Origin of the sequence: Thiemannella venezuelensis (assembly GCF_014203605.1) — a bacterium.
Classification (GTDB): domain Bacteria; phylum Actinomycetota; class Actinomycetes; order Streptosporangiales; family Streptosporangiaceae; genus Planomonospora_A; species Planomonospora_A venezuelensis.
In genome coordinates, this window is record NZ_JACHJJ010000002.1 from 301,344 (window position 1) to 322,374 (window position 21,031).

The window sequence follows — 21,031 nt, forward strand, 5'->3', positions numbered from 1 at the left end:
CGGAGAGCCCGCGGGGCCCGGCTACGGGCGCTTGGCGGGGCTGACGGTCTTGGCCGGGTCCCGCTCGACGATCGGGTCCAGCACGGCGTCGATCCTCTTCATCACCTCGGCGTCCAGCTTCACCCCGGCGGCCCGGACGTTGTCGCGGACCTGCTCGGGCTTGGTGGCGCCGACGATGGCCGAGGCCACGTTCGGGTTCTGCAGCACCCACGCCACCGCGAGCTGGGCCATGGTGAGGCCGAGGTCGGCGGCGATCGGCTTCAGCTCCTGCACGCGGGTGAGCACGTCGTCGGTGAGCATCCGGGAGATGAAGTTGCCCCCGGTCGGGTCGGTGGCCCGGGAGCCGGCGGGCGGCGGCCGGCCGGGCAGGTACTTGCCGGTGAGCACGCCCTGCGCGATCGGGGACCAGACGATCTGGCTGAGACCCTCCTTCTCGCACAGCGGCACGACCTCGGACTCGATGACCCGCCACAGCATGGAGTACTGCGGCTGGTTGGAGACCAGGCGGTCGAAGCCCATCTCGTCGGCGATCTTCAGGGCGGCGGCGATCTGCTCGGCGTTCCACTCGCTGACGCCGACGTAGAGGACCTTGCCCTGCCGTACGAGGTCGTCGAAGGTCTTGAGGGTCTCCTCGAGGGGGGTCTCCACGTCGAAGCGGTGGGCCTGGTAGAGGTCGACGTAGTCGGTCTGCAGGCGGCGCAGCGAGCCGTTGACCGACTCGGTGATGTGCTTGCGGGACAGCCCGCGGTCGTTGGGGCCGGAGCCCGTCGGCCAGTAGACCTTGGTGAAGATCTCCAGCGACTCGCGGCGGACGCCCTTGAGGGCGCGGCCGAGCACCTCCTCGGCCCTGGTGCCGGCGTAGACGTCGGCCGTGTCGAAGGTGGTGATCCCCTCGTCGAGCGCCGCCTTCACGCATTCCTTGGCGGCGTCCTCCTCGACCTGGGAGCCGTGCGTGATCCAGTTGCCGTAGCTGATCTCGCTGACCATGAGACCGCTGCGGCCAAGGTGACGGAATTCCATGCTCCGACCCTAGTAGGTGTCCTGGTGTGGGCTGATCCGGGATACTCTGCCCGGCGTGTTGCGGTTGATCGGTTCTCGGCGGGTACGGCTCGCGCTCGCGGCCGTCGTGGTGGTGGCGGCGGTCGCGGTGGCGGTGCTCAGGTTCCGGCGCGGCCCCGCCCCCTCGGGACCGGTGTCCGGGGCGGCGGGGAACGGGGAGGCCCCGCGGGGCTCCGATGCGCAGGCGTCCGGGGTACGGGCGTCCGGTGCGCGGGCGTCCCGGGAGGCGGCGGCCGCGGCGCCGTGGCCGCCCGTCCCGGTCCTCGGCATCCCGACGGACGCCGACCTCGCGCGCTACGCCGCCGCGCCGTACGAGCCGGGGGAGCTCCCGCCGCCGCGACCGCCGCTGGACGAGGCGGCCCGCCGCCGCGTGGTCCGCTGGGGGGCGGCGGCGATCGCGCTGTGCGTGCTGGTCTTCGCCGCCCAGGCGCTGGAGACGGCGGTCTTCTCCGACGAGACGGCCACCGGGCCCGAGTACACGGAGGAGCACGTCTACCCGGAGGACCTGCAGGACCTCTTCGCCGATCGCGACTGCACGCCGCCCACGAGGGAGGCCGGCGGCATGCTCCGCACCTTCTGCGTCGCGGTGGTGGAGCGGACGCCGCCCGCATCCGGGGACGGCGACGTCCCGGAGGACTCGGCCCCGCAGGCCGAGGACCTCTCCGCCGCCGCCCGCGGTGAGGCGGCGGAGCCGTCCGGCACCGCGCCCGACGAGGACTGCCGGCCGGGGACGGGGACCCCGGCGGTGCGGAAGGTGAACCCGAGGGTGACCCGGGCGGTGAACCGGCAGTGGGCGCGGATCGAGAGGTGGCTCAGGGCCAACGCGCCCGGGAGCCACCGCACGCTCGCCCCGCCCGCCCGCGCCCGGACGATCGCGGTCGCCGAGGCGCAGATGGGCCTGCGCTTCCCCGACGACCTTCGGGCCTCTCTGCTGCGGCACAACGGATCCGTTCACGCCGGCAGGGTCTGGGGGTTCGGGTTCCTCATGAACGAGAGCCTGGGGGTGCGAGCGATCCGCGACACCTGGCGGGGGCTGTGCGAGACCGACGCCGGCGACGGCGCGGACGACCCGCGCTCGGACTGGTGGGACGGCCGCATGATCCCGGTCGGCTCGGACGGGCTGGGAAACCACCTGGTGGTCGACTCGGTCCGGCGCGACGTCGGCGGCACCGACCACGAGGGGTCCATGGACTTCGCGCCGGGCGGCGTGCGGATCCGCTCCTACCACGCGCTGCTGAAGCTGACCGCGGACGCGCTGGAGCGCGGCGGATCCATCGGGTTCTGGAAGCCCGTGGTCGTCGGCGGCGAGCTCGACTGGACGGTGGCCGACGGCTGACGGCCCGGCCGCCGGGGCGGGGCGGGGCGCGCCGTGCCGTACGGCGGGCGGCGCGGCACCGGACCGCGGGACCGCCCGGACGGAGAAACCCCGCGCCCGAGGGACGCGGGGTTTCCGGGAGGACCTACTTCTTCGGCGGGACGGGCTTGCCGCCGGGGAGGAACTGGGGCGGCGGGAAGCGCAGCTTGCGGATCTGCAGCGCGCGCATGGCCGCGTAGAAGCCGACGCCCTTGAGGCTCTCGCCGGGGAACTTCTCGGCCGCGAGCTTCTTGACCTTCCAGGACACCCAGATCGAGGTGAACAGGACGCCGACCATCATGAGCGGCCAGCCGACGACGATCACGGCCTCGTAGACGTAGCGCTGGACCTGCGGGGGGAAGGGGATCCACGTGAACAGCAGGATCACCAGCGAGAACGGCAGGAAGTACTGGCTGACCAGGCGGCGGGAGTCGACCCAGTCCCGGGCGAACCTGCGCGCCGGGCCCCGGTCGCGTGCCGGGAAGTAGCGCTCGTCGCCGCGCATCATGCCCTCGCGCGCCTTCGCCCGGTCGGAGGCCTGGCGCTCGCGGAGCTGCTTGTAGGCCTCCTTGCGGTTCTGCGGGGCGTTCACCGGCTGGCGGCGGCGGCCCTCGGCGTCCCTGCGCTTGGGGGTGGGGCGTCCCTTGCCCGCGGGCTTGGGATCGGTGGCGGTGGCGGGGGCGTCGTCCGCGGCGGCATGGGTACGTCGGAACACAACGTCAGCCTACCGGGACTGCAACTTAGTGACGCCCCCGTGCGTTATGCGTAGGGTGAACCCATGTGGATCCGCCGCTTTTTCCGGGGAGACGGAAACACTGGGGAGACCCGGAGCGCATTTGAAGAAGGGGACGGCCGACGCGCATGAGCGTGATGAAGAGACTTTCCATGATCTTTAAGTCCAAGGCGAACAACGCCTTGGACAAGATGGAGGATCCGCGCGAGACCCTGGACTACTCCTATCAGCGGCAGCTGGAGCTGCTGCAGAAGGTGCGCCGGGGCGTGGCCGACGTGGCGACCTCGCGCAAGCGGGTCGAGCTGCAGATCAACCAGATCGAGGCGCAGGCGCGCAAGCTTGAGGACCAGGGCCGCAAGGCGCTCGGGGTCGGCCGCGAGGACCTGGCCCGCGAGGCGCTGACCCGCCGCAGCAGCCTGCAGACCCAGATCGCGGACCTGCGTGTGCAGCATGACAACCTGCAGGCCGAGGAGGAGAAGCTCACCACCGCCTCGCACCGCCTGCAGGCCAAGGTCGACTCCTTCCGCACCCGCAAGGAGACCATCAAGGCCACTTACACGGCCGCCGAGGCGCAGACGCGGATCAACGAGGCCTTCTCCGGGATCTCCGAGGAGATGGGCGACGTCGGCCTGGCGATCCAGCGCGCCGAGGACAAGACCGCGCAGATGCAGGCGCGGGCCGGCGCCATCGACGAGCTGCTCGCGAGCGGTGCGCTCGACGACTTCAGCGGCTCGCGCGGCGACGACATCCAGGCGGAGCTCGACCGCATGGGCGGCGGCCGGGACGTGGAGCTGGAGATCGCCCGGATGAAGGCGGAGCTTGGGCAGGGACCGGCGCCGCAGAGCGCGATCACGCCCGGCCAGCCCCAGCAGCAGCCGCAGGCCGAGCCGTACCAGGAGCCCTACCAGCAGCCGCAGTCGCAGCCGACGCAGCAGTACCGCCAGCCGGGGGAGGGACAGTGATCGTTCGCATCATGGGCGAGGGCCAGGTCGAGATCGCCGCGGGCGACCTCGTCGTCCTCAACGACCTGGACGGGCAGCTGGAGGCCGCGATCGAGGCCGGGGAGGAGGAGGCGTTCCGCGCCCGGCTGCACGCCCTGCTGGACCAGGTCCGGCTCGTCGGCAAGGCGCTTCCCGACGAGAGCCTGGAGCCCTCGGAGCTCATCCTGCCCCCGGCCGACGCCTCGATGGAGGAGGTCCGGGAGATGCTCGGCGACGAGGGCCTGATCCCCGGATAGGGCGAGGCCGGCTCCTCCCTGCGCGCGCCGTACGGCACAGGCCTGGTCTGTCCGGACCGGGCCTGTATGTCGGTTTTTTGTTGATATGACGCAAGTCGTGATGTGCGGGTGTTGTGTTCTGTCCCCGCGCCGACCCTCCGCCCTCGGGGAAGAGGGCTTCCCGCTCCAGACCGGGGCGGACGACGGCCGAGCCCTGGCTGATGCCCTTTTCGGGACGCGGTGAAACGCCATCGGGGAAGCGATTCCCCGATGGGGCGAACTCGGCAGTACCCTCGCTAGATCTGACGGGACAGAAAAATCCCTAAACGGAGGGTTTCGTTATGCCGGATCTTGCGCCCCTGCGGCCCGGGGATCCCGAGAGGGTGCGGGAGTACCGGCTCACCGCCCGCCTCGGCGAGGGCGGTCAGGGCACGGTCTACCTCGGTGAGTCCCCGGCCGGGGCACGTGTCGCGGTCAAGCTGCTCCGCGCCGACCTCGCGCAGGATCAGGAAGCTTTGGAACGTTTCGTTCGCGAGGTCAGCACCACCCAGAAGGTCTCGCCGTTCTGCACCGCCGCGGTGCTGGAGACCGGGGTGGAGGACCACCGGCCGTACATCGTCAGCGAGTACATCGACGGGCCGACCCTCGACTCGGTCGTGAACACCGAGGGGCCGCGCACCGGCTCGGCGCTGCACCGGCTCGCGATCGGCACGGTCACCGCGCTCGTCGCGATCCACCAGGCCGGGATCGTGCACCGTGACTTCAAGCCGTCCAACGTGCTGCTCGCCCCCGACGGTCCCCGGGTCATCGACTTCGGCATCGCCAAGGCCCTCGACCGGACCTCGACGCTGACCGCGACGGCGATCGGCACCCCCTCCTACATGACCCCCGAGCAGCTCGCCGGGGAGAACGCGGGCCCGGCCGCGGACATGTTCGCCTGGGGCTGCACGATGGTCTTCGCCGCCACCGGGCAGCCGCCGTTCGGCACCGACAGCCTTCCGGCGATCTTCAACCGCATCATGAACATGGAGCCGGACCTGTCGGCGATCGCCGACCCGGCCCTGCGCGAACTGGTCGGCGTCTGCCTGGCCAAGGACGCCGCCCGGCGCCCGACGGCGAGCGAGGCGCTGATGCGCCTGCTCGGCCACGCCGGCGCGAGCACGCCGGGCACGCCGCCACCCGTCTCGCCGCGGGGCATGCTCGCCGAGGGGCTGGCCGCCGCGGCCCAGACCGGTTCCGAGGGGTACCCCTACCCGTCCGGACCGCAGGGGCCGGCGCCGTACCAGACGGGTCCGGGGGCCTTCGCGCAGCAGCCGGGACCGGCCGGATACCCGCCCCACCAGACCGGTCCGGGCGGCTATCCGCCCCACCAGACCGGTCCCGGCGGTTTCCCGCCGCACCAGACGGGGCCGGGCGCCCCGCACCAGACCGGTCCGGGGGGATACCCGCCGCACCAGACGGGGCCGGGCGCCCCGTACCCGTCCGGGCCGCAGGGGCCGGCGCCCTACCCGTCCGGGACCCACGGGCACGCCCCGCACCAGACGGGTCCGGGGGGCTTCGCGCAGCAGCAGGTCCCCGGCGGGTTCGCCCAGCAGCCCTACGCGGACCCGACCGTCCCGTCCCGGGGCGCCTCGCCGTACCCCGCGCCGCAGCCGGCGAAGGCCTCCGGCGGGCGCGTGCGCCGGATATGGGTCGCCGTCGGCGCCGGGCTCGTGGTCGCGCTCGTCGCGGTCGGGATCACGGTGCTGACGCGGGGCGGCGGCACGCCCTCGCCGAGCCCCACCCCCCAGGCCGGGCGGTCCTCCGGCACGCCCACCCCCGCGGCGGCCACGGTGCCGGAGGCGGACCGGCGGACCAAGCTCCCGGGCGGCTCGACCACGATCCACGAGAGCGACGAGGACCCGCTCAGGCTGACCTCCTACACGCTCCCGGCGGGCAAGGACTTCGCCCTCTACGTGCGCGAGCACGGGGGGAACGACTTCACCAAGAACGACAAGTACTACGACTACACGGCGGACGCCTCGGGCGACAGGGCGCTCGGCACCGACAAGGAGTACAGCGCGGACAACTACTTCCAGCTCTCGATCATCAATCGGGCCGACGGCTCCGCGGACCGGATCAAGACGACGAAGTATCCGGTCTACCCGACCTTCCCCCAGTGGTCCCCGGACGGGACCAAGGCCCTGGTGACGCTGAACCAGGTGGTCGAGGGCAACGGCAGCACCAGCAGCAAGCCGTACGGCTTCGCGGTCGTCGACATCGCCACGAAGAAGGTGAAGATCATCCAGGTGAAGGAGAAGGACGCCGGCACCTGGAGCTACTTCTGGCGGGGCGACAGCCGGGCGGTCGGGACCTGGGCGATCGACGGGAAGGTGCAGCGCATCCGCTTCTACGACCCGCAGAGCGGCGTCGTGCTGCAGACCCTGCTGGACGTGGGCACTCCGCTCACCGTCGAGGGCGACGACCTCAACCCGTCCGGCACGCAGCTCATGACGTACTGCAAGGGGACCGAGCAGGAGATCTGCGTCTGGTCCACCGCCGCCGACGGGGAGCCGACGGCCCGGATCCCGTTCGTGACCAAGCGCGTCATCGGCTGGTACGACGACCGGCACATCGCGGCCTGGCGGTCCAAGGGGTCCGGCTACGAGGCCGTTGTGATCGACCTCAAGGGGCAGGTGAAGCGGGTGCTCGCCGAGACCCCCGTCGCCAAGGAGTTCGACGGCCAGTTCATGCGCTACACCCGGGTGGACTGACCCGCGGGCGTACGACGACGGCCCCGGCGGGCGCCCGCCGGGGCCGTCGTCGTACGGGTCCCGGGACCGGGAAGGGGGATCAGGGCAGGGCGAGCATGCGGTCCAGGGCGACCTTGGCCCAGTGGGTGGTGTCGGCGTCCACGGTGATCTGGTTGACGACCTGGCCGGCGGCGAGGGACTCCAGCGCCCACACCAGGTGCGGCAGGTCGATGCGGTTCATCGTCGAGCAGTAGCAGACGGTCCGGTCCAGGAACGTCACGTGCTTGTCGGGGAACATGGCCCCGAGCCGCTTGACGAGGTTCAGCTCGGTGCCGACCGCCCAGGAGGAGCCCGCGGGAGCCTCCTGGAGCTTGTTGATGATGTACTCGGTCGAGCCGACGTGGTCGGCCTTGACGACGACCTCGTGCCTGCACTCGGGGTGGACCAGCACGTTGACGCCCGGGATGCGCGCGCGCACGTCGTCGACGTTCTGCGCCGAGAAGCGGCCGTGCACCGAGCAGTGCCCCCGCCACAGGATCATCTTCGCGTCGCGCAGCTGCTGCCCGGTCAGCCCGCCGTTCGGCCGGTGCGGGTTGTAGACGACGCAGTCGTCCAGCGACAGGCCCATCTCCAGCACCGCCGTGTTGCGGCCCAGGTGCTGGTCGGGCAGGAACAGGACCTTCTCCCCGCGGGAGAACGCCCAGTCCAGGGCACGCCTGGCGTTGGAGGAGGTGCACACGGCGCCGCCGTTGCGCCCGCAGAAGGCCTTGATGTCGGCGCTGGAGTTCATGTAGGTCACCGGGACGGTGACCTCGGCGATCCCGGCGTCCTCCAGCGCCTCCCAGCACTCCTCGACCTGGTCGAAGGTGGCCATGTCGGCCATCGAGCAGCCGGCCGCCATGTCGGGCAGCACGACCCGCTGGGCGTCGCTCGTCAGGATGTCGGCGGACTCGGCCATGAAGTGCACGCCGCAGAAGACGATGTACTCGGCCCCGGGACGGGCCGCGGCCTCGCGGGCGAGTTTGAACGAGTCGCCGGTCACATCGGCGAACTGGATGACCTCGTCGCGCTGGTAGTGGTGGCCGAGCACGAAGACCCGGTCGCCGAGCGCCGCCTTGGCCCGCCGCGCGCGCTCCACGAGCGCCGGGTCGGAGGCGGGCGGCAGCTCCCCGGGGCAGTCCACCCCGCGCTCGCTGTGCGCGTCGGCGCCCTGGCCGAGGACGAAGAGTGGAAGCCCGGTCTCGGTGGTCGTCACGACCACACCCCCTTATCGTCGAACTGACGACTAATGATGACACACGGCCCCCGGCGTTTATTCCGGGGGAGGGGCGTGGAATGTGTGGCAGTGGACAGGTGTTGGTAGCGTCTAAGAAGGACGTCGAAAACAGACAGCCGCTCCGGATGGGCGGCTGACGCGGACGCGGGAGTCACCACATGTCGGTTGAGAGCAGCGAGACCACGGCGCAGGGCCTGATCCTCAGCGATGCGGCCGCAGCCAAGGTCAAGAGCCTGCTGGAGCAGCAGGGCGAGGAAGGCCTCCAGCTGCGCGTGGCCGTGCAGCCCGGTGGCTGCTCCGGCCTGCGCTACCAGCTCTTCTTCGACGACCGTTCGATGGACGGCGACGTCGTCACGGACTTCAACGGCGTCAGCGTGGTCACCGACCGGATGAGCGCTCCCTACCTCGTGGGTGCGACGGTCGACTTCGTCGACACGATCGAGAAGCAGGGCTTCACGATCGACAACCCGAACGCCACGGGCTCCTGCGCCTGCGGCGACTCGTTCAACTAGGCGGTCGGCCAGGCGGGATCCGTCCCTGCCGCACGGGCCACGAAGCCCTGTCGGGTGAGATGTTCCTCACGCGGCAGGGCTCTGCCGTGTCTCCGGGTCGCGTATTCTTGCGGGGCTCATTTCCCGAGATGCTGACAACGAGGAGAAGGATCCCGTGCGCATCGCCGTCACCGGCTCAATCGCGACCGACCACCTGATGACCTTCCCGGGCCGCTTCGGCGACCAGCTCATCGCCGACCAGCTCGACCGGGTCTCCCTGTCGTTCCTCGTGGACGACCTGCAGGTCCGCCGCGGCGGATGCGCGGCCAACATCAGTTTCGGGATGGGCTGCCTGGGCCTGTCGCCGATCCTCGTCGGCGCGGTCGGCACCGACTTCGCCGACTACCGGTCCTGGCTGGAGCGTCACGGCGTCGACTGCGCCTCGGTGCACATCTCCGAGACGTACCACACGGCCCGGTTCCTGTGCACGACCGACGAGGAGCACAACCAGATCGCGTCGTTCTACACCGGCGCGATGGCCGATGCCCGGCTGATCGAGCTGCAGCCGATCGCCGACCGGGTGGGCGGGCTCGACCTGGTGCTGATCAGCCCCAACGACCCCGACGCGATGCTCCGCCACACCGACGAGGCCCGCCAGCGCGGCATCCCGTTCGCCGCCGACCCCTCCCAGCAGCTGGCCCGCATGCCCGGCGAGCAGATCCGCACGCTGATCGACGGCGCCGCCTACCTGTTCAGCAACGACTACGAGAAGGGCCTGATCGAGCAGAAGACCGGCTGGTCCGACGAGGAGGTCCTCGGCAGGGTCGGCGTCCGGATCACCACGCTCGGCCCCAAGGGCGCCGTGATCGACCGCAAGGGCGAGCCCTCCCTGCACGTCGCGCCCGCTCCCGAGCTGGGCAAGGCCGACCCCACCGGCGTCGGTGACGCCTTCCGCTCCGGGTTCCTGGCCGGCCTGGCCTGGGGCCTGTCCCTGGAGCGCTGCGGCCAGGTCGGCAACCTCACCGCCACCCACGTGCTGGAGCGCGTCGGCTGCCAGGAGTACGAGCTCGGCCAGAAGGTCTTCCTGGAGCGCTTCGCGGCCGCCTACGGCGCCGACGCCGCCGCCGAGGTGGCCCGGCACGTGCGCTGCCACCACGCCTGACCCCCGCCGCAGGGCCCGCCGTACTCCACGCTCCTCGCCGCACCGCGCGGAGGAGATCAGGCTCCCGCGTAGACCCGGTGGACGAAGTCGGCCAGCTGGTCGTCGGAGAGGTTCTTGGCCAGGTCGGCCTCGCTGATCATGCCGACGATGCGCCCGTCCTCGATCACCGGAAGCCGCTTGATCTGGTTCTGCTCCATCTTGGAGAGAGCCTCCTCGACGCTGGCGTCCGCCGAGACCCAGACCAGGCCGGTGGCCAGCTCGCCCGCGGTGACCTGGGACGGGCTCTTGCCCTGCGCCACGCACTTCACGACGATGTCGCGGTCGGTGATGATGCCCTTCAGCCGGTCGTCGGGCCCGCAGATCGGCAGCGCCCCGACGCCCAGCTCCTCCATCAGCTGGGCGGCGCGCTCGAGCGACTGGTCCGACTCGATGCACTGGCAGCCGGAGCTCATCACGTCCTTGGCGGTTTCTCCGCTCATACCGTTTCCCCCCGAAACGTGTGGTGGATTTGCGGGGGAGGTCCTACCCACTTTCCGGCATGTCAGTAATTGCGGCGCACGTGGATCGACCAGCCGCCCTGGGGGAGCTCGTGGCTGCCCACGTGGTGGTGCGACTTCAGACGGCACCACGCGGGGATGTCGGTGAAGGCCGCCGGGTCGTCGGCGAGCACGGCGACGACCGCGTTCAGCGGGACGTGGTTGATCTGCTCGGCGAGCATGATGATGGGGATCGGGCACTTCCTGCCCAGCGCGTCGATGGTCAGCGCCGGGGTCTGGGCGGCCTGCCCCGCGGCGGTGTGCCTGGACGTCATCGCGCTCTCACTCCCCGAATCATGATCACGATCTTACGCCCGCCTCCGCCCGGATCCTCCGGACGATGTCCGGGAGGACGGCGAGGAAGCGGTCCACGTCCGCGGTGGAGGTGCCACGGGGCAGCGATACCCGGACGTTCCCGTGCGTAAGCACGCCCATGGCCTCCAGGACATGTGATGGACGAAGCGTACTCGCCGTGCACGAACTTCCGGACGATACGGAGAATCCGGCCTTGTCGAGCTCGGCGAGCAGCGCCTCGCCCTCCACGTACAGGCAGGAGAAGGTGACGATGTGCGGCGCCCTGGCGGCGGGCTCGCCGATGACCTCGACGTCCGGGACGAGCCGGGGCACCTCCGCCCTGATCCGGTCGACCAGCGCCGCCAGCCGGGCCCCCTCCCGCTCGGATCCGGCCGCGGCGGCGCGCAGCGCGGCGGCCGCCGCGACGATCGCGGGCACGTTCTCGAACCCCGGCACCCTGCGGCGCTCGCGCTCGTCCTCCGGGAGCGGGCCGCGCCACCGGGTGCCCTTGCGTACGGCCAGCACGCCGACCCCGGCCGGGCCGCCCCACTTGTGCGCGCTCGCGGCCAGCACCGACCAGCCTCCCGGCAGCGGCATCCGGCCCGCCGTCTGCGCGGCGTCCACCAGCAGCGGCACGCCGGCCTCGGCGCACAGCGCGGCCGCCTCGGCGACCGGCTGGAGGGTGCCGACCTCGTGGTTGGCGGTCTGCAGGCAGGCCAGGGCCGTCCCTCCGGCGTCCCCGCCGCCCTCGCCCCGGCCGTCCGCCGCGTTCCCGCCGCCGGTGGCGCCCGCGCGGTCCCCCGCGCCCTCGCCGCGCACCGCCGCGCCGAACGCGGCCAGGTCCACCACGCCGGTGCGGCCGACGCCGACCGTCTCCACCGAGCCGCCGTCGCGCTCGTGGACCTGGGCGGCGTGCAGCACGCTGGAGTGCTCCACCGCCGAGACGACCAGGCGGCGCCCGGCGCGGCGCCGCCCCCGCGCCGCGCCGAGCACGCCCAGGTGCACGGCCTGGGTGCCGGAGGCGGTGAAGGAGACCTCGTCGGGCCGGCAGCCGAGGACCTCGGCGACCTCGGCCCGGGCCTGTTCCAGTAACATCCTTGCCCGGCGGGCGGGGCCGTACAGTCTCGCCGGGTCGGCCCAGCCGGCGTCGAGCGCCGTGATCAGGGCCTCGCGCGCCTGGGGATGCAGCGGCTCGGTGGAGGCCGCGTCGAAGTACGCCACGCCCCAATCGTCGCACCATACGCGACACAATCGGGGGCTGCGCGGGAGGGCGGGGGCGGCCCGCGCTAATGTGTCCCCCAGCGTAAAGCTGTGAACTGCAAGCTGTGAACCTGAATAAACGACCGCCCAGGAGAGACTTCTGGGCTTCATCTGTGGGGTAGGCGATCCGTGAGTCCGACCCGCCGTTCTGCACGGCGTCCGTTGGCCCGCCGCCGGGTGCCACGCACTGCCGCTCTGGCGCTGCTGCTGGTGTCCGCGACGGCGTGTAGTGCTGAAGACTGGTCCCGTGGCGGCATGCCCGAGGGCATCACCGAGCAGGCCGAGGTCGTCCAGAGTCTGTGGAACGGATCCTGGATCGCGGCTCTCGCCACCGGTGCGGTCGTGTGGGGCCTGATCCTGTGGTCCGTGGCGTTCCACCGCAAGCGGAAGAACTCCCAGGAGCTGCCGCCGCAGGTGCGGTACAACCTGCCGATCGAGATGCTCTACACGATCGTGCCGCTGATCATGGTCAGCGTGCTGTTCTTCTTCACCGCCCGCGACCAGGACTACCTCAACGAGATGTCGGGCACCCCCGACGTCAAGGTCAAGGTCGAGGCCTTCCAGTGGAGCTGGCGCTTCACGAGTGAGACCGGCGGGAAGAAGGCCGAGGTCGTGGGGGTCCCCGCCGACAACTACGAGCAGGGCCCGCAACTGGTCCTGCCGGTCGGCAAGACGATCGAGTTCGACCTCGTCTCGCCGGACGTCATCCACTCCTTCTGGGTCCCCGCCTTCAAGTTCAAGCGCGACGTGATCCCGGGCGTGGACAACAAGTTCCAGGTGAAGACGCTCGACAAGCCCGGCGTCTACGCCGGCCGCTGCGCGGAGCTCTGCGGCGTCGACCACAGCCGGATGCTCTTCAACGTCAAGCTCGTGCCGCAGGCCGAGTTCGACCAGTACATCGCTACTCAGGCGGGTGCCCAGTGACCGCACTTAACGAACCTGTCGCCCTGGCGCCGGTGGCGACCCGCAAGGGCTCGATCATCGCGAAGTGGGCGTCGTCCACCGACCACAAGGTCATCGGACACCTCTACCTCATCACCTCGTTCGTGTTCTTCATCATCGGCGGCGTCATGGCGCTGATCATGAGGGCGGAACTGGCCCAGCCGGGCCTTCAGGTCACCAGCAACGAGCAGTTCAACCAGCTGTTCACCATGCACGGCACGGTCATGCTGCTGATGTTCGCGACGCCGCTGTTCGCCGGCTTCGCCAACGAGCTCATGCCGCTGCAGATCGGCGCGCCCGACGTGGCGTTCCCGCGGCTGAACATGGTCAGCTACTGGCTGTTCACCTTCGGCAGCCTCATCGCCCTGTCGGGCTTCATCACCCCGGGCGGCGCGGCCAGCTTCGGCTGGTTCGCCTACACCCCGCTGTCGAACTCGATCGCCTCGCCCGGCATCGGCGGCGACCTGTGGATCATGGGTCTGACCATCAGCGGCCTGGGCACGATCCTCGGCTCGGTCAACTTCATCACCACGATCATCTGCATGCGCGCGCCCGGCATGACCATGTTCCGCATGCCGATGTTCACCTGGAACGTGCTGCTGACCTCGATCCTGGTGCTGATGGCCTTCCCGGTGCTGGCCGCCGCGCTGCTGGCCCTGGAGGCCGACCGCAAGCTCGGCACCCACATCTTCGCCCCGGAGACCGGCGGCGCGCTGCTCTGGCAGCACCTGTTCTGGTTCTTCGGCCATCCCGAGGTCTACATCATCGCGCTGCCGTTCTTCGGCATCGTGACCGAGATCCTGCCGGTCTTCAGCCGCAAGCCGCTCTTCGGCTACATCGGCCTGGTCGGCGCGACCATCGCCATCGCCGGTCTGTCGATCACCGTGTGGGCGCACCACATGTTCCCGACCGGCCAGGTGCTGCTGCCGTTCTTCTCGTTCATGACCTTCCTCATCGCGGTCCCGACCGGAGTGAAGTTCTTCAACTGGATCGGCACGATGTGGCGGGGGCACCTGTCCTTCGAGTCGCCGATGCTGTTCTCGATCGGCTTCCTGGTCACCTTCCTGTTCGGCGGTCTGACCGGCGTCATCCTGGCCTCGCCGCCGCTGGACTTCCAGGTGTCGGACTCCTACTTCGTGGTGGCCCACTTCCACTACGTCGTCTTCGGCACCGTGGTCTTCGCGATGTTCGCCGGCTTCTACTTCTGGTGGCCGAAGTTCACCGGCAAGATGCTGAACGACGCCCTGGGCAAGTTCCACTTCTGGACCCTGTTCATCGGCTTCCACACCACCTTCCTGGTGCAGCACTGGCTGGGCGCGCAGGGCTTCCCGCGCCGCTACGCCGACTACAGCCCGATCGACGGCTTCACCGACCTGAACATGGTCTCCTCGGTCGGAGCGTTCGTCCTGGGCGCCTCCACGCTGCCGTTCCTCTACAACGTGTGGGTGACGGCCAAGAAGGCGCCCAAGGTCACGGTCGACGACCCGTGGGGCTACGGCGGCTCGCTCGAATGGGCCACCTCCTGCCCGCCGCCGCGGCACAACTTCACCTCGCTGCCGCGCATCAGGTCCGAGCGCCCCGCGTTCGACCTCAAGCACCCGCACATCACGGCCCCGGGGATCTCCGGGTCGCCGACCCCTCCTGCTGAGCGCAAGGGCCCGCGCAGCAAGGACTCGCACGGGCCGAAGGAGATCCGATGAAGGTTCAGGGCTGGCTGTTCATCCTCTGCGGCCTCTTCTTCGCCGCGATCGACATCCTCTACTGGTTCTGGTCCAAGGAGCCGGTCGGCACGACGGCGATGGCGATCTCGGTCGGCTTCGCCCTCATGATCGGCTACTACCTGATGTACACGGCCCGCCGCATCGGCGACCAGCCGGAGGACAACAAGGAGGGCGAGATCAGCGAGGGCGCCGGAGAGCTCGGCTTCTTCAGCCCGCACAGCTGGTGGCCGCTCTTCGTCTGCATGGCCGTCGCGCTCACCGCGTTCGGCTTCGCCGTCGGCTGGTGGCTCTTCCTGATCGGCGTCGCCGCGACGATCATGACCATGATCGGGTTCGTCTTCGAGTACTACCGGGGCAACTTCTCGCACTGAGCCCCGCCCGAACGGGCCGCGTCCGGACGGAGCTCCTCCGCCCGGACGCGAGCCGGCCCCGCAGGCCCGGGCGGCCCCGCCGCACTTCACCGGAGAGCGGGTCACGGAAACCTTCCGTGGCCCGCTTTTTGGCGTTTATTGCCAGCTCAAGGGGGATGTATCAGATGCCGTGACGCTTGCTCCGGGTAGTAACGCACTGGAGAAGATCAAGCGGAAACGGGGGACTTCACGTGCGGCAGGCGATCCGTGGCTCGACGTACGCGCCGGGGCTGCTGGCCCTGGCACTGGTGACGGTGTGCCCGGCGGCGAACGCCGCGGCCATCCAGGAGCGGGCCATCCAGGAGCGGGCCGGCCAGGAGACGGCGTCCCGGCGGACGGCGAGTCCCGTCCAGCGGGCCGGCGCGGCTCCGGGGACGGTGCGGGCGGCCGCGAGCGTGATCGTGGCGCCCGCGGACCGGAGCGACGGTGTGCCGACCGACACCACCATCCTGGTCGGCGCCCGGGACGGGACGCTGAAGAAGGTCACGGTGAAGGGCCCCAGAGGCTCCCTGCCGGGCGTGCTGAGCGCGGACGGCACCCAGTGGCGCAGCCGGGGCACCGCGGCCCCTGGAACCGCCTACGAGGTCACCGCGGTGGCGGTCAACCCCGACGGCGAGACGACCGAGTCCGTCACCTCCTTCTCCACGGCGAAGGCCGACGGCACCTTCTCCATCGCGAACCTCATGCCGCACAAGGACTACACGGGTCTGACCGTGGGCGTGGGCATGCCCATCATGATCACGTTCGACCGCGACGTCACCGACCGCGTCTCCGTCGAGCGGAACCTGGTGGTCCGCACCTCCAGACCGGTCCTGGGCGCCTGGCACTGGTTCGACGACCGGACGATCCACTTCCGCCCCAAGACCTTCTGGCCGGCCGGCACGAAGGTCCGCCTGGAGGCCCACCTGTCCGGGGTCCCCGGTGGCGGCGGCCTGTACGGCAGAGGCGACCGCGTCCTCGACTTCAGGATCGGCCGCGCCCAGATAACCGAGGGCAGCATCCAGAGCCACCACCTGACGGTCCGCCGGAACGGCGAGGAGATCCGCCGGATCCCGATGAGCGCGGGCCAGGGCGGGCAGTGGAAGTACCACACGACCAGCGGCGTCCACCTGGCCATGTCCCGCGAGCCGGTGACCATCATGACCTCGCCGGGCATAGGCCCGGGCCAGCCGGGTTACTACCGCAAGACCGTCTACGACACCGTGCGGATCTCCAACAGCGGCGAGTACGTCCACAGCGCACCGTGGTCGGTCGGCTCCCAGGGCTCGGCCAACGTCAGCCACGGCTGCGTCAACGTCAGCCCGGCCCACGCGCGCTGGTTCATCGACAACACCCTGATCGGCGACCCGATCATCATCACCGGCTCGCCCCGCGAGCTCGAGCCCCTGAACGGCTGGGGCCACTGGCAGGAGGACTGGGGGCAGTGGACCCGGTGGAGCAGCACCAAGAGCTTCACCACCGAGAGAGCCTGAGGCCGTCCGGCGGGGAGGGCTGCGGAAGAGGAAACGGGAGGCCCGGGCGGATCAACCGCCCGGGCCTCCCGTCGTTCTGACCGGTCGTCTCCGGCTAGTGGGTGAGGGACCTGTCCTCGCCCGCGCCCACGGCCGTGTGCTCGCCGTCGCCGTGGGCGTGGTGGCCGTGGCCGTCGTCCAGCGGGATCTTCTCGCCGCCGTAGGCCTTGCTCATCTTGGCCTTCAGCTTGCCGATCGGGCCGCGCAGGCCCTTCGGCGGGATGCCGCCGGGCTCGGTGTCGGCCCCGGCGATGACCGGGATCGCCTCCTTGCCCCGCATGTGGGCCTCGATGTCCTCCGACGGAGGAACGTGGACCTCGATGTACTCGCCGTGGGGCAGGCGCTTGATGACGCCCGACTCCACACCGTGCCCGATGACCGCGGCGTCGCTGCGCTGCAGGCCGAGGCAGAGCCGGTAGGTGACGATGTAGGCGACGACCGGGGCCACGAAGATCAGGACCCGGCCGATGTAGGTCGTCCAGTTCAGCGAGATGTGGAAGGTCCAGGAGATCTCGTCGTTGGCGCCGAGGATCCACAGCAGCCCGTAGAACGTGATCGCCGAGACGCCGATCGAGGTGCGGTGCGGGTTGTTGCGGGGACGGTCCGCGACGTGGTGCTCGCGGCGGTCGCCGGTGACCCACTGCTCGACGAACGGGTACAGCGCCAGGCCGGTCATGATGATCCCCATCGGGACCAGCGCCGGGATCAGCACGCTCAGCGGGAGCGTGAAGCCCCAGATGTTGATCTCCCAGGCGGGCATCATGCGGAGCGCGCCCTCCAGGAAGCCCATGTAGTAGTCGGGCTGGGAGCCCGCCGAGATGTCCGCCGGCGTGTAGGGGCCGAACAGCCAGATCGGGTTGATCTGCCCGAAGGTGCCCAGCAGCGCGATGACGCCGAAGGTGAACATGAAGTAGGCGCCGGCCTTGGCCATGAAGGCCGGGTAGAACGGGGCGCCCACCACGTTGTTGTTCGTCCGGCCCTTGCCCGGCATCTGCGTGTGCTTCTGGACCCACATGAGGATCATGTGGGCGGAGATCAGCGCCAGCAGGATGCCCGGGATGAGCAGGATGTGCAGCGAGTAGAACCGGGAGATGACGTCCTCACCCGGATACTCGCCGCCGAACAGGAAGAACGTGATCCACGTGCCGACCAGCGGCAGCGAGATCGCCACGCCCTCGGTGATCCGCAGGCCCGCGCCGGAGAGCAGGTCGTCGGGGAGGGAGTAGCCGGTCAGGCCCTCCAGCAGCGCCAGGGTGAGCATCAGGACGCCGATGACCCAGTTCAGCTCGCGCGGCTTGCGGTACGCACCGGTGAAGAACACGCGGAGCGCGTGCACCATCATGCCCGCGACGAACAGGAGGGCGGCCCAGTGGTGCATCTGCCGCATGAGCAGACCACCGCGGACGTCGAAGCTGATCTCCAGCGCCGAGGCGTACGCCGCGGACATCCCGACACCCTTGAGCCCGTCGTAGGAGCCGTCGTAGATGACGTGCTCCATGCTGGGCTTGAAGAAGAACGTCAGGAACGTGCCGGTGAGCAGCAGGACGATGAACGAGTAGAGCGCGATCTCGCCCAGCAGGAACGACCAGTGGTCGGGGAAGACCTTGCGCAGGTTGCGCTTGAGGAAGTTCCCCGCGCCGAGGCGGTCGTCGAGGTAGCTGCTCGGGCCCGCGATGGCCTTGGGGACATCGGCGGGGCCGGAAGCGTCGGAGTGGCTCATGCGTGGCCTCCCTTCTCACGGACCTCGGCCTCGGCGTCGCCGCGCTCCCAGAAGCTGGGACCGACGGGGACGGCGAAGTCGCCCGTGGCGACGAGGTATCCCTCGTTGTCGACCGTGATCGGCAGCTGGGGCAGCGGCCGGGCGGCCGGGCCGAAGACGACCTTGGCGCCGTCGGCGGCGTCGAAGGTCGACTGGTGGCACGGGCACAGGATGTGGTGCGTGCTCTGCTCGTACAGGGCCGCGGGGCAGCCGACGTGCGTGCAGATCTTGGAGTAGGCCACGATGCCGTCGTGCGTCCAGTTCAGGTTCGTACCGGACTTGAGCTCCTCCGGCCGGAACTTGATCAGGATCAGGACGGCCTTGGCCAGGGCGTTCAGGTCGTGCTCGTACCCTTCGGGCACGACCGACAGGATGCCGCCGGGGGAGTTGAAGTCCGCCGCGCGGATCGGCGCGCCGGTGCCCTCGACGACGAGCCTGCGGTTCTTGCCGTCCTTGGTCTTCTCGCCCCAGACGGTGTGCCGCAGCTTCTCCGGGAAGTCCGAGTAGCTCGGGCCGAGGTCGCGCAGGAGCACCAGCGGCGCCAGGCCCAGCGGGGCCGCGGCGGCCAGGAGCGTACGGCGCAGCAGCGGCCGCTTGGTGATGCCGCTCTCGGCCGCGCCCTGCAGGAAGGTCTCGCCGACGTACGAGCGGGTCTCGCCGTCGGAGGCCATCAGGTGGCGCTCCTGGACCAGCTTGTACTTGGGCATGATCATGCGGACCCAGACCACCAGGCCCGAGGCCAGCGAGAGCAGCGCCAGCGTGAGCGAGGCGCCCAGGGCCAGGTTGGAGATCTCGGTGCTCTCCACGTCGCCGACCTGGAACGCCACGTAGGAGGCGATGAAGGCGATGCCGGACAGGAGCGTGATCGTGAAGCAGAGGGCGGCGATCTTCTCGCCCTTCTTCGCGGTCTTCTCGTCCTGCAGGTTCACGCCGGGGGCCTCCGCCGTCCTGGCGGTCTCCTTGGCGCCGAGCAGGGTCGTGCTCGCGGCGGGCGAGGGCGTGCCCACGACGCGCTTGGGAACGCGATCGTCGGGCTGCTCGATGTCGTGATTGTTGTCTGTCATTGGGCCTGTCGCTTCTTCGCGGTGATCCAGATGGCGGCCAGGACGAGCAGGCTGATGCCCACGACCCACAGCAGCAGGCCCTCGGTGACCGGGCCGATGCGGCCGAGGCCGGCGCCGCCCGGGTTGGGCTCCTGCTGAAGCCCCACGATGTAAGCGATCATGTCTCGCTTCTGGTCGGGGGTGATGACGCTGTCGTTGAACACCGGCATCGCCTGCGGGCCGGTGGCCATGGCCTCGTAGATCTGCTTCGGGGTGGCCTCGGTCAGCTCGGGGGCGTACTTGCCCTGGGTCAGGGCACCGCCGGCGCCGACGAAGTTGTGGCACTGGATGCAGTTCGCGCGGAACAGCTCACCGCCCTTCGCCCTGTTGCCCTTGGCGGGGTCGACCTGCTCCTCCGTCGGGGGCACCGGGCCGCCGCCGAGGGACTGGATGTAGGCGCCGAGCTGCTTGATGGTCTCGTCGTTGACCCAGTCGGCGGGCTTCTTGCGCGGAGCCTGGGCACCGGGCTGGGTCATCGGCATACGGCCGCTGCTGACCTGGAAGTCCACCGCCGCCCAACCGACGCCGACCAGGCTCGGGCCGCGGTCGGGGATGCCCTCGGCGTTGAGACCGTGGCAGCTCGAGCAGCTCTGCTCGAACAGCCGCTTGCCCTCCGCCACGTTGTCGACCTTGCCCGAGGCGATGGACGCGGCGGCCCGGTCGTCCGTCGGGACCACCAGGGTGTACGCGACCCCCAGCAGCCCCAAGGCCAGAAGCAGGACGGCGTATCTCGCGAGGGGATGCCGCCGCCCAGCGGTGATCCTATTCACAGAGATCCCCGATTCCTTAATGGATGCCGTAGATGGTTACGAAAAGCCCGATCCAGACCACGTCGACGAAGTGCCAGTAGTAGGACACGACGATCGCGCTGGTCGCCTGCTCACGGGTGAAGCGCTTCGCGGCGTACGTGCGTCCCAGCATGAACAGGAACGCGATCAGTCCACCGGTCACGTGGAGTCCGTGGAAGCCCGTGGCCAGGTAGAACACCGAGTCGTACGCGGTGTGCGACAGGGTGTGCCCCTCGGCGACAAGCTGGGCGTACTCGTACAGCTGACCGGCGACGAAGACGGCGCCCATGATGAAGCTGACGATGTACCAGAACCGCAGCTTGGCGACCTGGCCCTTCTCGGCGGCCCAGACGCCCAGCTGGCAGGTCACACTGGAAAGGACCAGGATGATCGTGTTGGCCAACGCGAACGGGACGTTCAGGTGAGCCTCGGGCCATTCCGTGATGCCCTGGCCGATGCTCACCGACCGGATGGTGAAGTACATCGCGAACAGCGCCGCGAAGAACATGAGCTCAGAGGACAGCCAGACGATCGTCCCGACGCTGACCAGATCGGGTCGGCCGGACGAGTGTGCTGTCGTCGTCGTTGATATTGCGGATGCTGTCGCCACGGGCAGCATTATTGCGGCTCCCCTGCTCGGGTCGCCGCACGACCCCCCGGTAGGGGGTTCAAACGTCCCTCTAA

At 70.1% G+C, this 21,031-nt stretch carries 20 protein-coding genes; 10 read left to right on the forward strand and 10 right to left on the reverse strand.

The features are described 5' to 3' along the window. Positions 1-21: 21 nt before the first annotated feature. Positions 22-1,020 (reverse strand): aldo/keto reductase family protein, encoded by a 999-nt coding sequence (locus tag FHS22_RS04920; RefSeq protein WP_184938819.1) that lies wholly within the window; start codon positions 1,018-1,020, stop codon positions 22-24. Positions 1,021-1,075: 55 nt separating this feature from the next. Here FHS22_RS04920 and FHS22_RS04925 point away from each other — a divergent pair, with 55 nt between their 5' ends. Then, the gene (locus tag FHS22_RS04925) at positions 1,076-2,395 is read left to right on the forward strand and encodes an SMI1/KNR4 family protein (protein WP_184938821.1); all 1,320 of its coding nucleotides are present in this window, start codon (positions 1,076-1,078) and stop codon (positions 2,393-2,395) included. A 124-nt stretch (positions 2,396-2,519) separates the two neighbouring features. On the opposite strand, the gene FHS22_RS04930 is transcribed toward FHS22_RS04925, so the two are convergent. Beyond that, positions 2,520-3,128 (reverse strand): DUF3043 domain-containing protein, encoded by a 609-nt coding sequence (locus FHS22_RS04930; protein ID WP_184938823.1) that lies wholly within the window; start codon positions 3,126-3,128, stop codon positions 2,520-2,522. A 146-nt stretch (positions 3,129-3,274) separates the two neighbouring features. Here FHS22_RS04930 and FHS22_RS04935 point away from each other — a divergent pair, with 146 nt between their 5' ends. The 3 genes from FHS22_RS04935 to FHS22_RS04945 all read left to right on the forward strand — a co-directional run bounded on the left by FHS22_RS04935 (position 3,275) and on the right by FHS22_RS04945 (position 7,115). Then, a complete protein-coding gene (locus tag FHS22_RS04935) occupies positions 3,275-4,108 on the forward strand; it encodes a PspA/IM30 family protein (RefSeq protein WP_184938825.1) in 834 nt (277 codons plus the stop codon). Further along, the gene (gene pspAA / locus FHS22_RS04940; RefSeq protein ID WP_184938827.1) at positions 4,105-4,383 is read left to right on the forward strand and encodes a PspA-associated protein PspAA; all 279 of its coding nucleotides are present in this window, start codon (positions 4,105-4,107) and stop codon (positions 4,381-4,383) included. The genes FHS22_RS04935 and pspAA overlap by 4 nt, the downstream gene beginning before the upstream one ends. A gap of 320 nt (positions 4,384-4,703) precedes the next feature. After that, the gene (locus tag FHS22_RS04945; protein ID WP_184938829.1) at positions 4,704-7,115 is read left to right on the forward strand and encodes a serine/threonine protein kinase; all 2,412 of its coding nucleotides are present in this window, start codon (positions 4,704-4,706) and stop codon (positions 7,113-7,115) included. A gap of 79 nt (positions 7,116-7,194) precedes the next feature. Here the strand turns inward: FHS22_RS04945 and nadA are convergent, their stop codons facing one another. Continuing rightward, positions 7,195-8,349 carry a quinolinate synthase NadA gene (nadA, locus tag FHS22_RS04950; protein WP_184938831.1) on the reverse strand — a complete coding sequence of 385 codons (1,155 nt, stop codon included), beginning with the start codon at positions 8,347-8,349 and terminating at the stop codon, positions 7,195-7,197. A gap of 179 nt (positions 8,350-8,528) precedes the next feature. On the opposite strand from nadA, the gene erpA reads away from it, so the two are divergent. After that, entirely contained in the window at positions 8,529-8,882 is a 354-nt protein-coding gene (gene erpA, locus FHS22_RS04955) for an iron-sulfur cluster insertion protein ErpA (protein WP_068894270.1), read from the forward strand. Positions 8,883-9,036: 154 nt separating this feature from the next. Further along, on the forward strand, positions 9,037-10,023 hold the full coding sequence (locus FHS22_RS04960) for a carbohydrate kinase family protein (RefSeq protein WP_184938833.1): 987 nt from the start codon (positions 9,037-9,039) through the stop codon (positions 10,021-10,023). Between the two features lie 56 nt (positions 10,024-10,079). Here FHS22_RS04960 and FHS22_RS04965 read toward each other — a convergent pair whose 3' ends face one another. The 3 genes from FHS22_RS04965 to FHS22_RS04975 form a co-directional block, all read right to left on the reverse strand. After that, a complete protein-coding gene (locus tag FHS22_RS04965) occupies positions 10,080-10,502 on the reverse strand; it encodes a CBS domain-containing protein (RefSeq protein WP_184938835.1) in 423 nt (140 codons plus the stop codon). Between the two features lie 62 nt (positions 10,503-10,564). After that, a complete protein-coding gene (locus tag FHS22_RS04970; RefSeq protein ID WP_184938837.1) occupies positions 10,565-10,834 on the reverse strand; it encodes a sulfurtransferase TusA family protein in 270 nt (89 codons plus the stop codon). Positions 10,835-10,859: 25 nt separating this feature from the next. Further along, positions 10,860-12,074 (reverse strand): cysteine desulfurase family protein, encoded by a 1,215-nt coding sequence (locus FHS22_RS04975; protein WP_338047599.1) that lies wholly within the window; start codon positions 12,072-12,074, stop codon positions 10,860-10,862. Between the two features lie 216 nt (positions 12,075-12,290). Here FHS22_RS04975 and ctaC point away from each other — a divergent pair, with 216 nt between their 5' ends. The 4 genes from ctaC (at position 12,291) to FHS22_RS04995 (ending at position 16,658) form a co-directional block, all read left to right on the forward strand. Further along, complete coding sequence (gene ctaC, locus FHS22_RS04980; RefSeq protein ID WP_476704282.1) at positions 12,291-13,037, forward strand: aa3-type cytochrome oxidase subunit II; 747 nt, start codon at positions 12,291-12,293, stop codon at positions 13,035-13,037. Further along, on the forward strand, positions 13,034-14,755 hold the full coding sequence (gene ctaD, locus FHS22_RS04985; RefSeq protein ID WP_338047600.1) for an aa3-type cytochrome oxidase subunit I: 1,722 nt from the start codon (positions 13,034-13,036) through the stop codon (positions 14,753-14,755). The genes ctaC and ctaD overlap by 4 nt, the downstream gene beginning before the upstream one ends. After that, positions 14,752-15,147, forward strand: coding sequence for a cytochrome c oxidase subunit 4 (locus FHS22_RS04990; RefSeq protein ID WP_184938842.1), 396 nt, complete (start codon positions 14,752-14,754; stop codon positions 15,145-15,147). Before ctaD ends, FHS22_RS04990 begins: the two co-directional genes overlap by 4 nt. A 230-nt stretch (positions 15,148-15,377) precedes the next feature. Then, on the forward strand, positions 15,378-16,658 hold the full coding sequence (locus FHS22_RS04995) for a L,D-transpeptidase (RefSeq protein ID WP_184938844.1): 1,281 nt from the start codon (positions 15,378-15,380) through the stop codon (positions 16,656-16,658). Positions 16,659-16,752: 94 nt separating this feature from the next. Here the strand turns inward: FHS22_RS04995 and qcrB are convergent, their stop codons facing one another. The 4 genes from qcrB to ctaE are packed head-to-tail and all read right to left on the reverse strand — an operon-like array spanning position 16,753 to position 20,966. Then, positions 16,753-18,417 (reverse strand): cytochrome bc1 complex cytochrome b subunit, encoded by a 1,665-nt coding sequence (gene qcrB / locus FHS22_RS05000; RefSeq protein WP_184938846.1) that lies wholly within the window; start codon positions 18,415-18,417, stop codon positions 16,753-16,755. Continuing rightward, positions 18,414-19,520: a cytochrome bc1 complex Rieske iron-sulfur subunit gene (qcrA, locus tag FHS22_RS05005; protein ID WP_184938848.1), complete on the reverse strand. Its 1,107-nt coding sequence runs from the start codon at positions 19,518-19,520 to the stop codon at positions 18,414-18,416. Before qcrA ends, qcrB begins: the two co-directional genes overlap by 4 nt. Continuing rightward, entirely contained in the window at positions 19,517-20,329 is an 813-nt protein-coding gene (gene qcrC, locus FHS22_RS05010) for a cytochrome bc1 complex diheme cytochrome c subunit (RefSeq protein ID WP_184938849.1), read from the reverse strand. Before qcrC ends, qcrA begins: the two co-directional genes overlap by 4 nt. Before the next feature lie 16 nt (positions 20,330-20,345). Next, the gene (ctaE, locus tag FHS22_RS05015; RefSeq protein WP_184938851.1) at positions 20,346-20,966 is read right to left on the reverse strand and encodes an aa3-type cytochrome oxidase subunit III; all 621 of its coding nucleotides are present in this window, start codon (positions 20,964-20,966) and stop codon (positions 20,346-20,348) included. Positions 20,967-21,031: the final 65 nt, after the last annotated feature.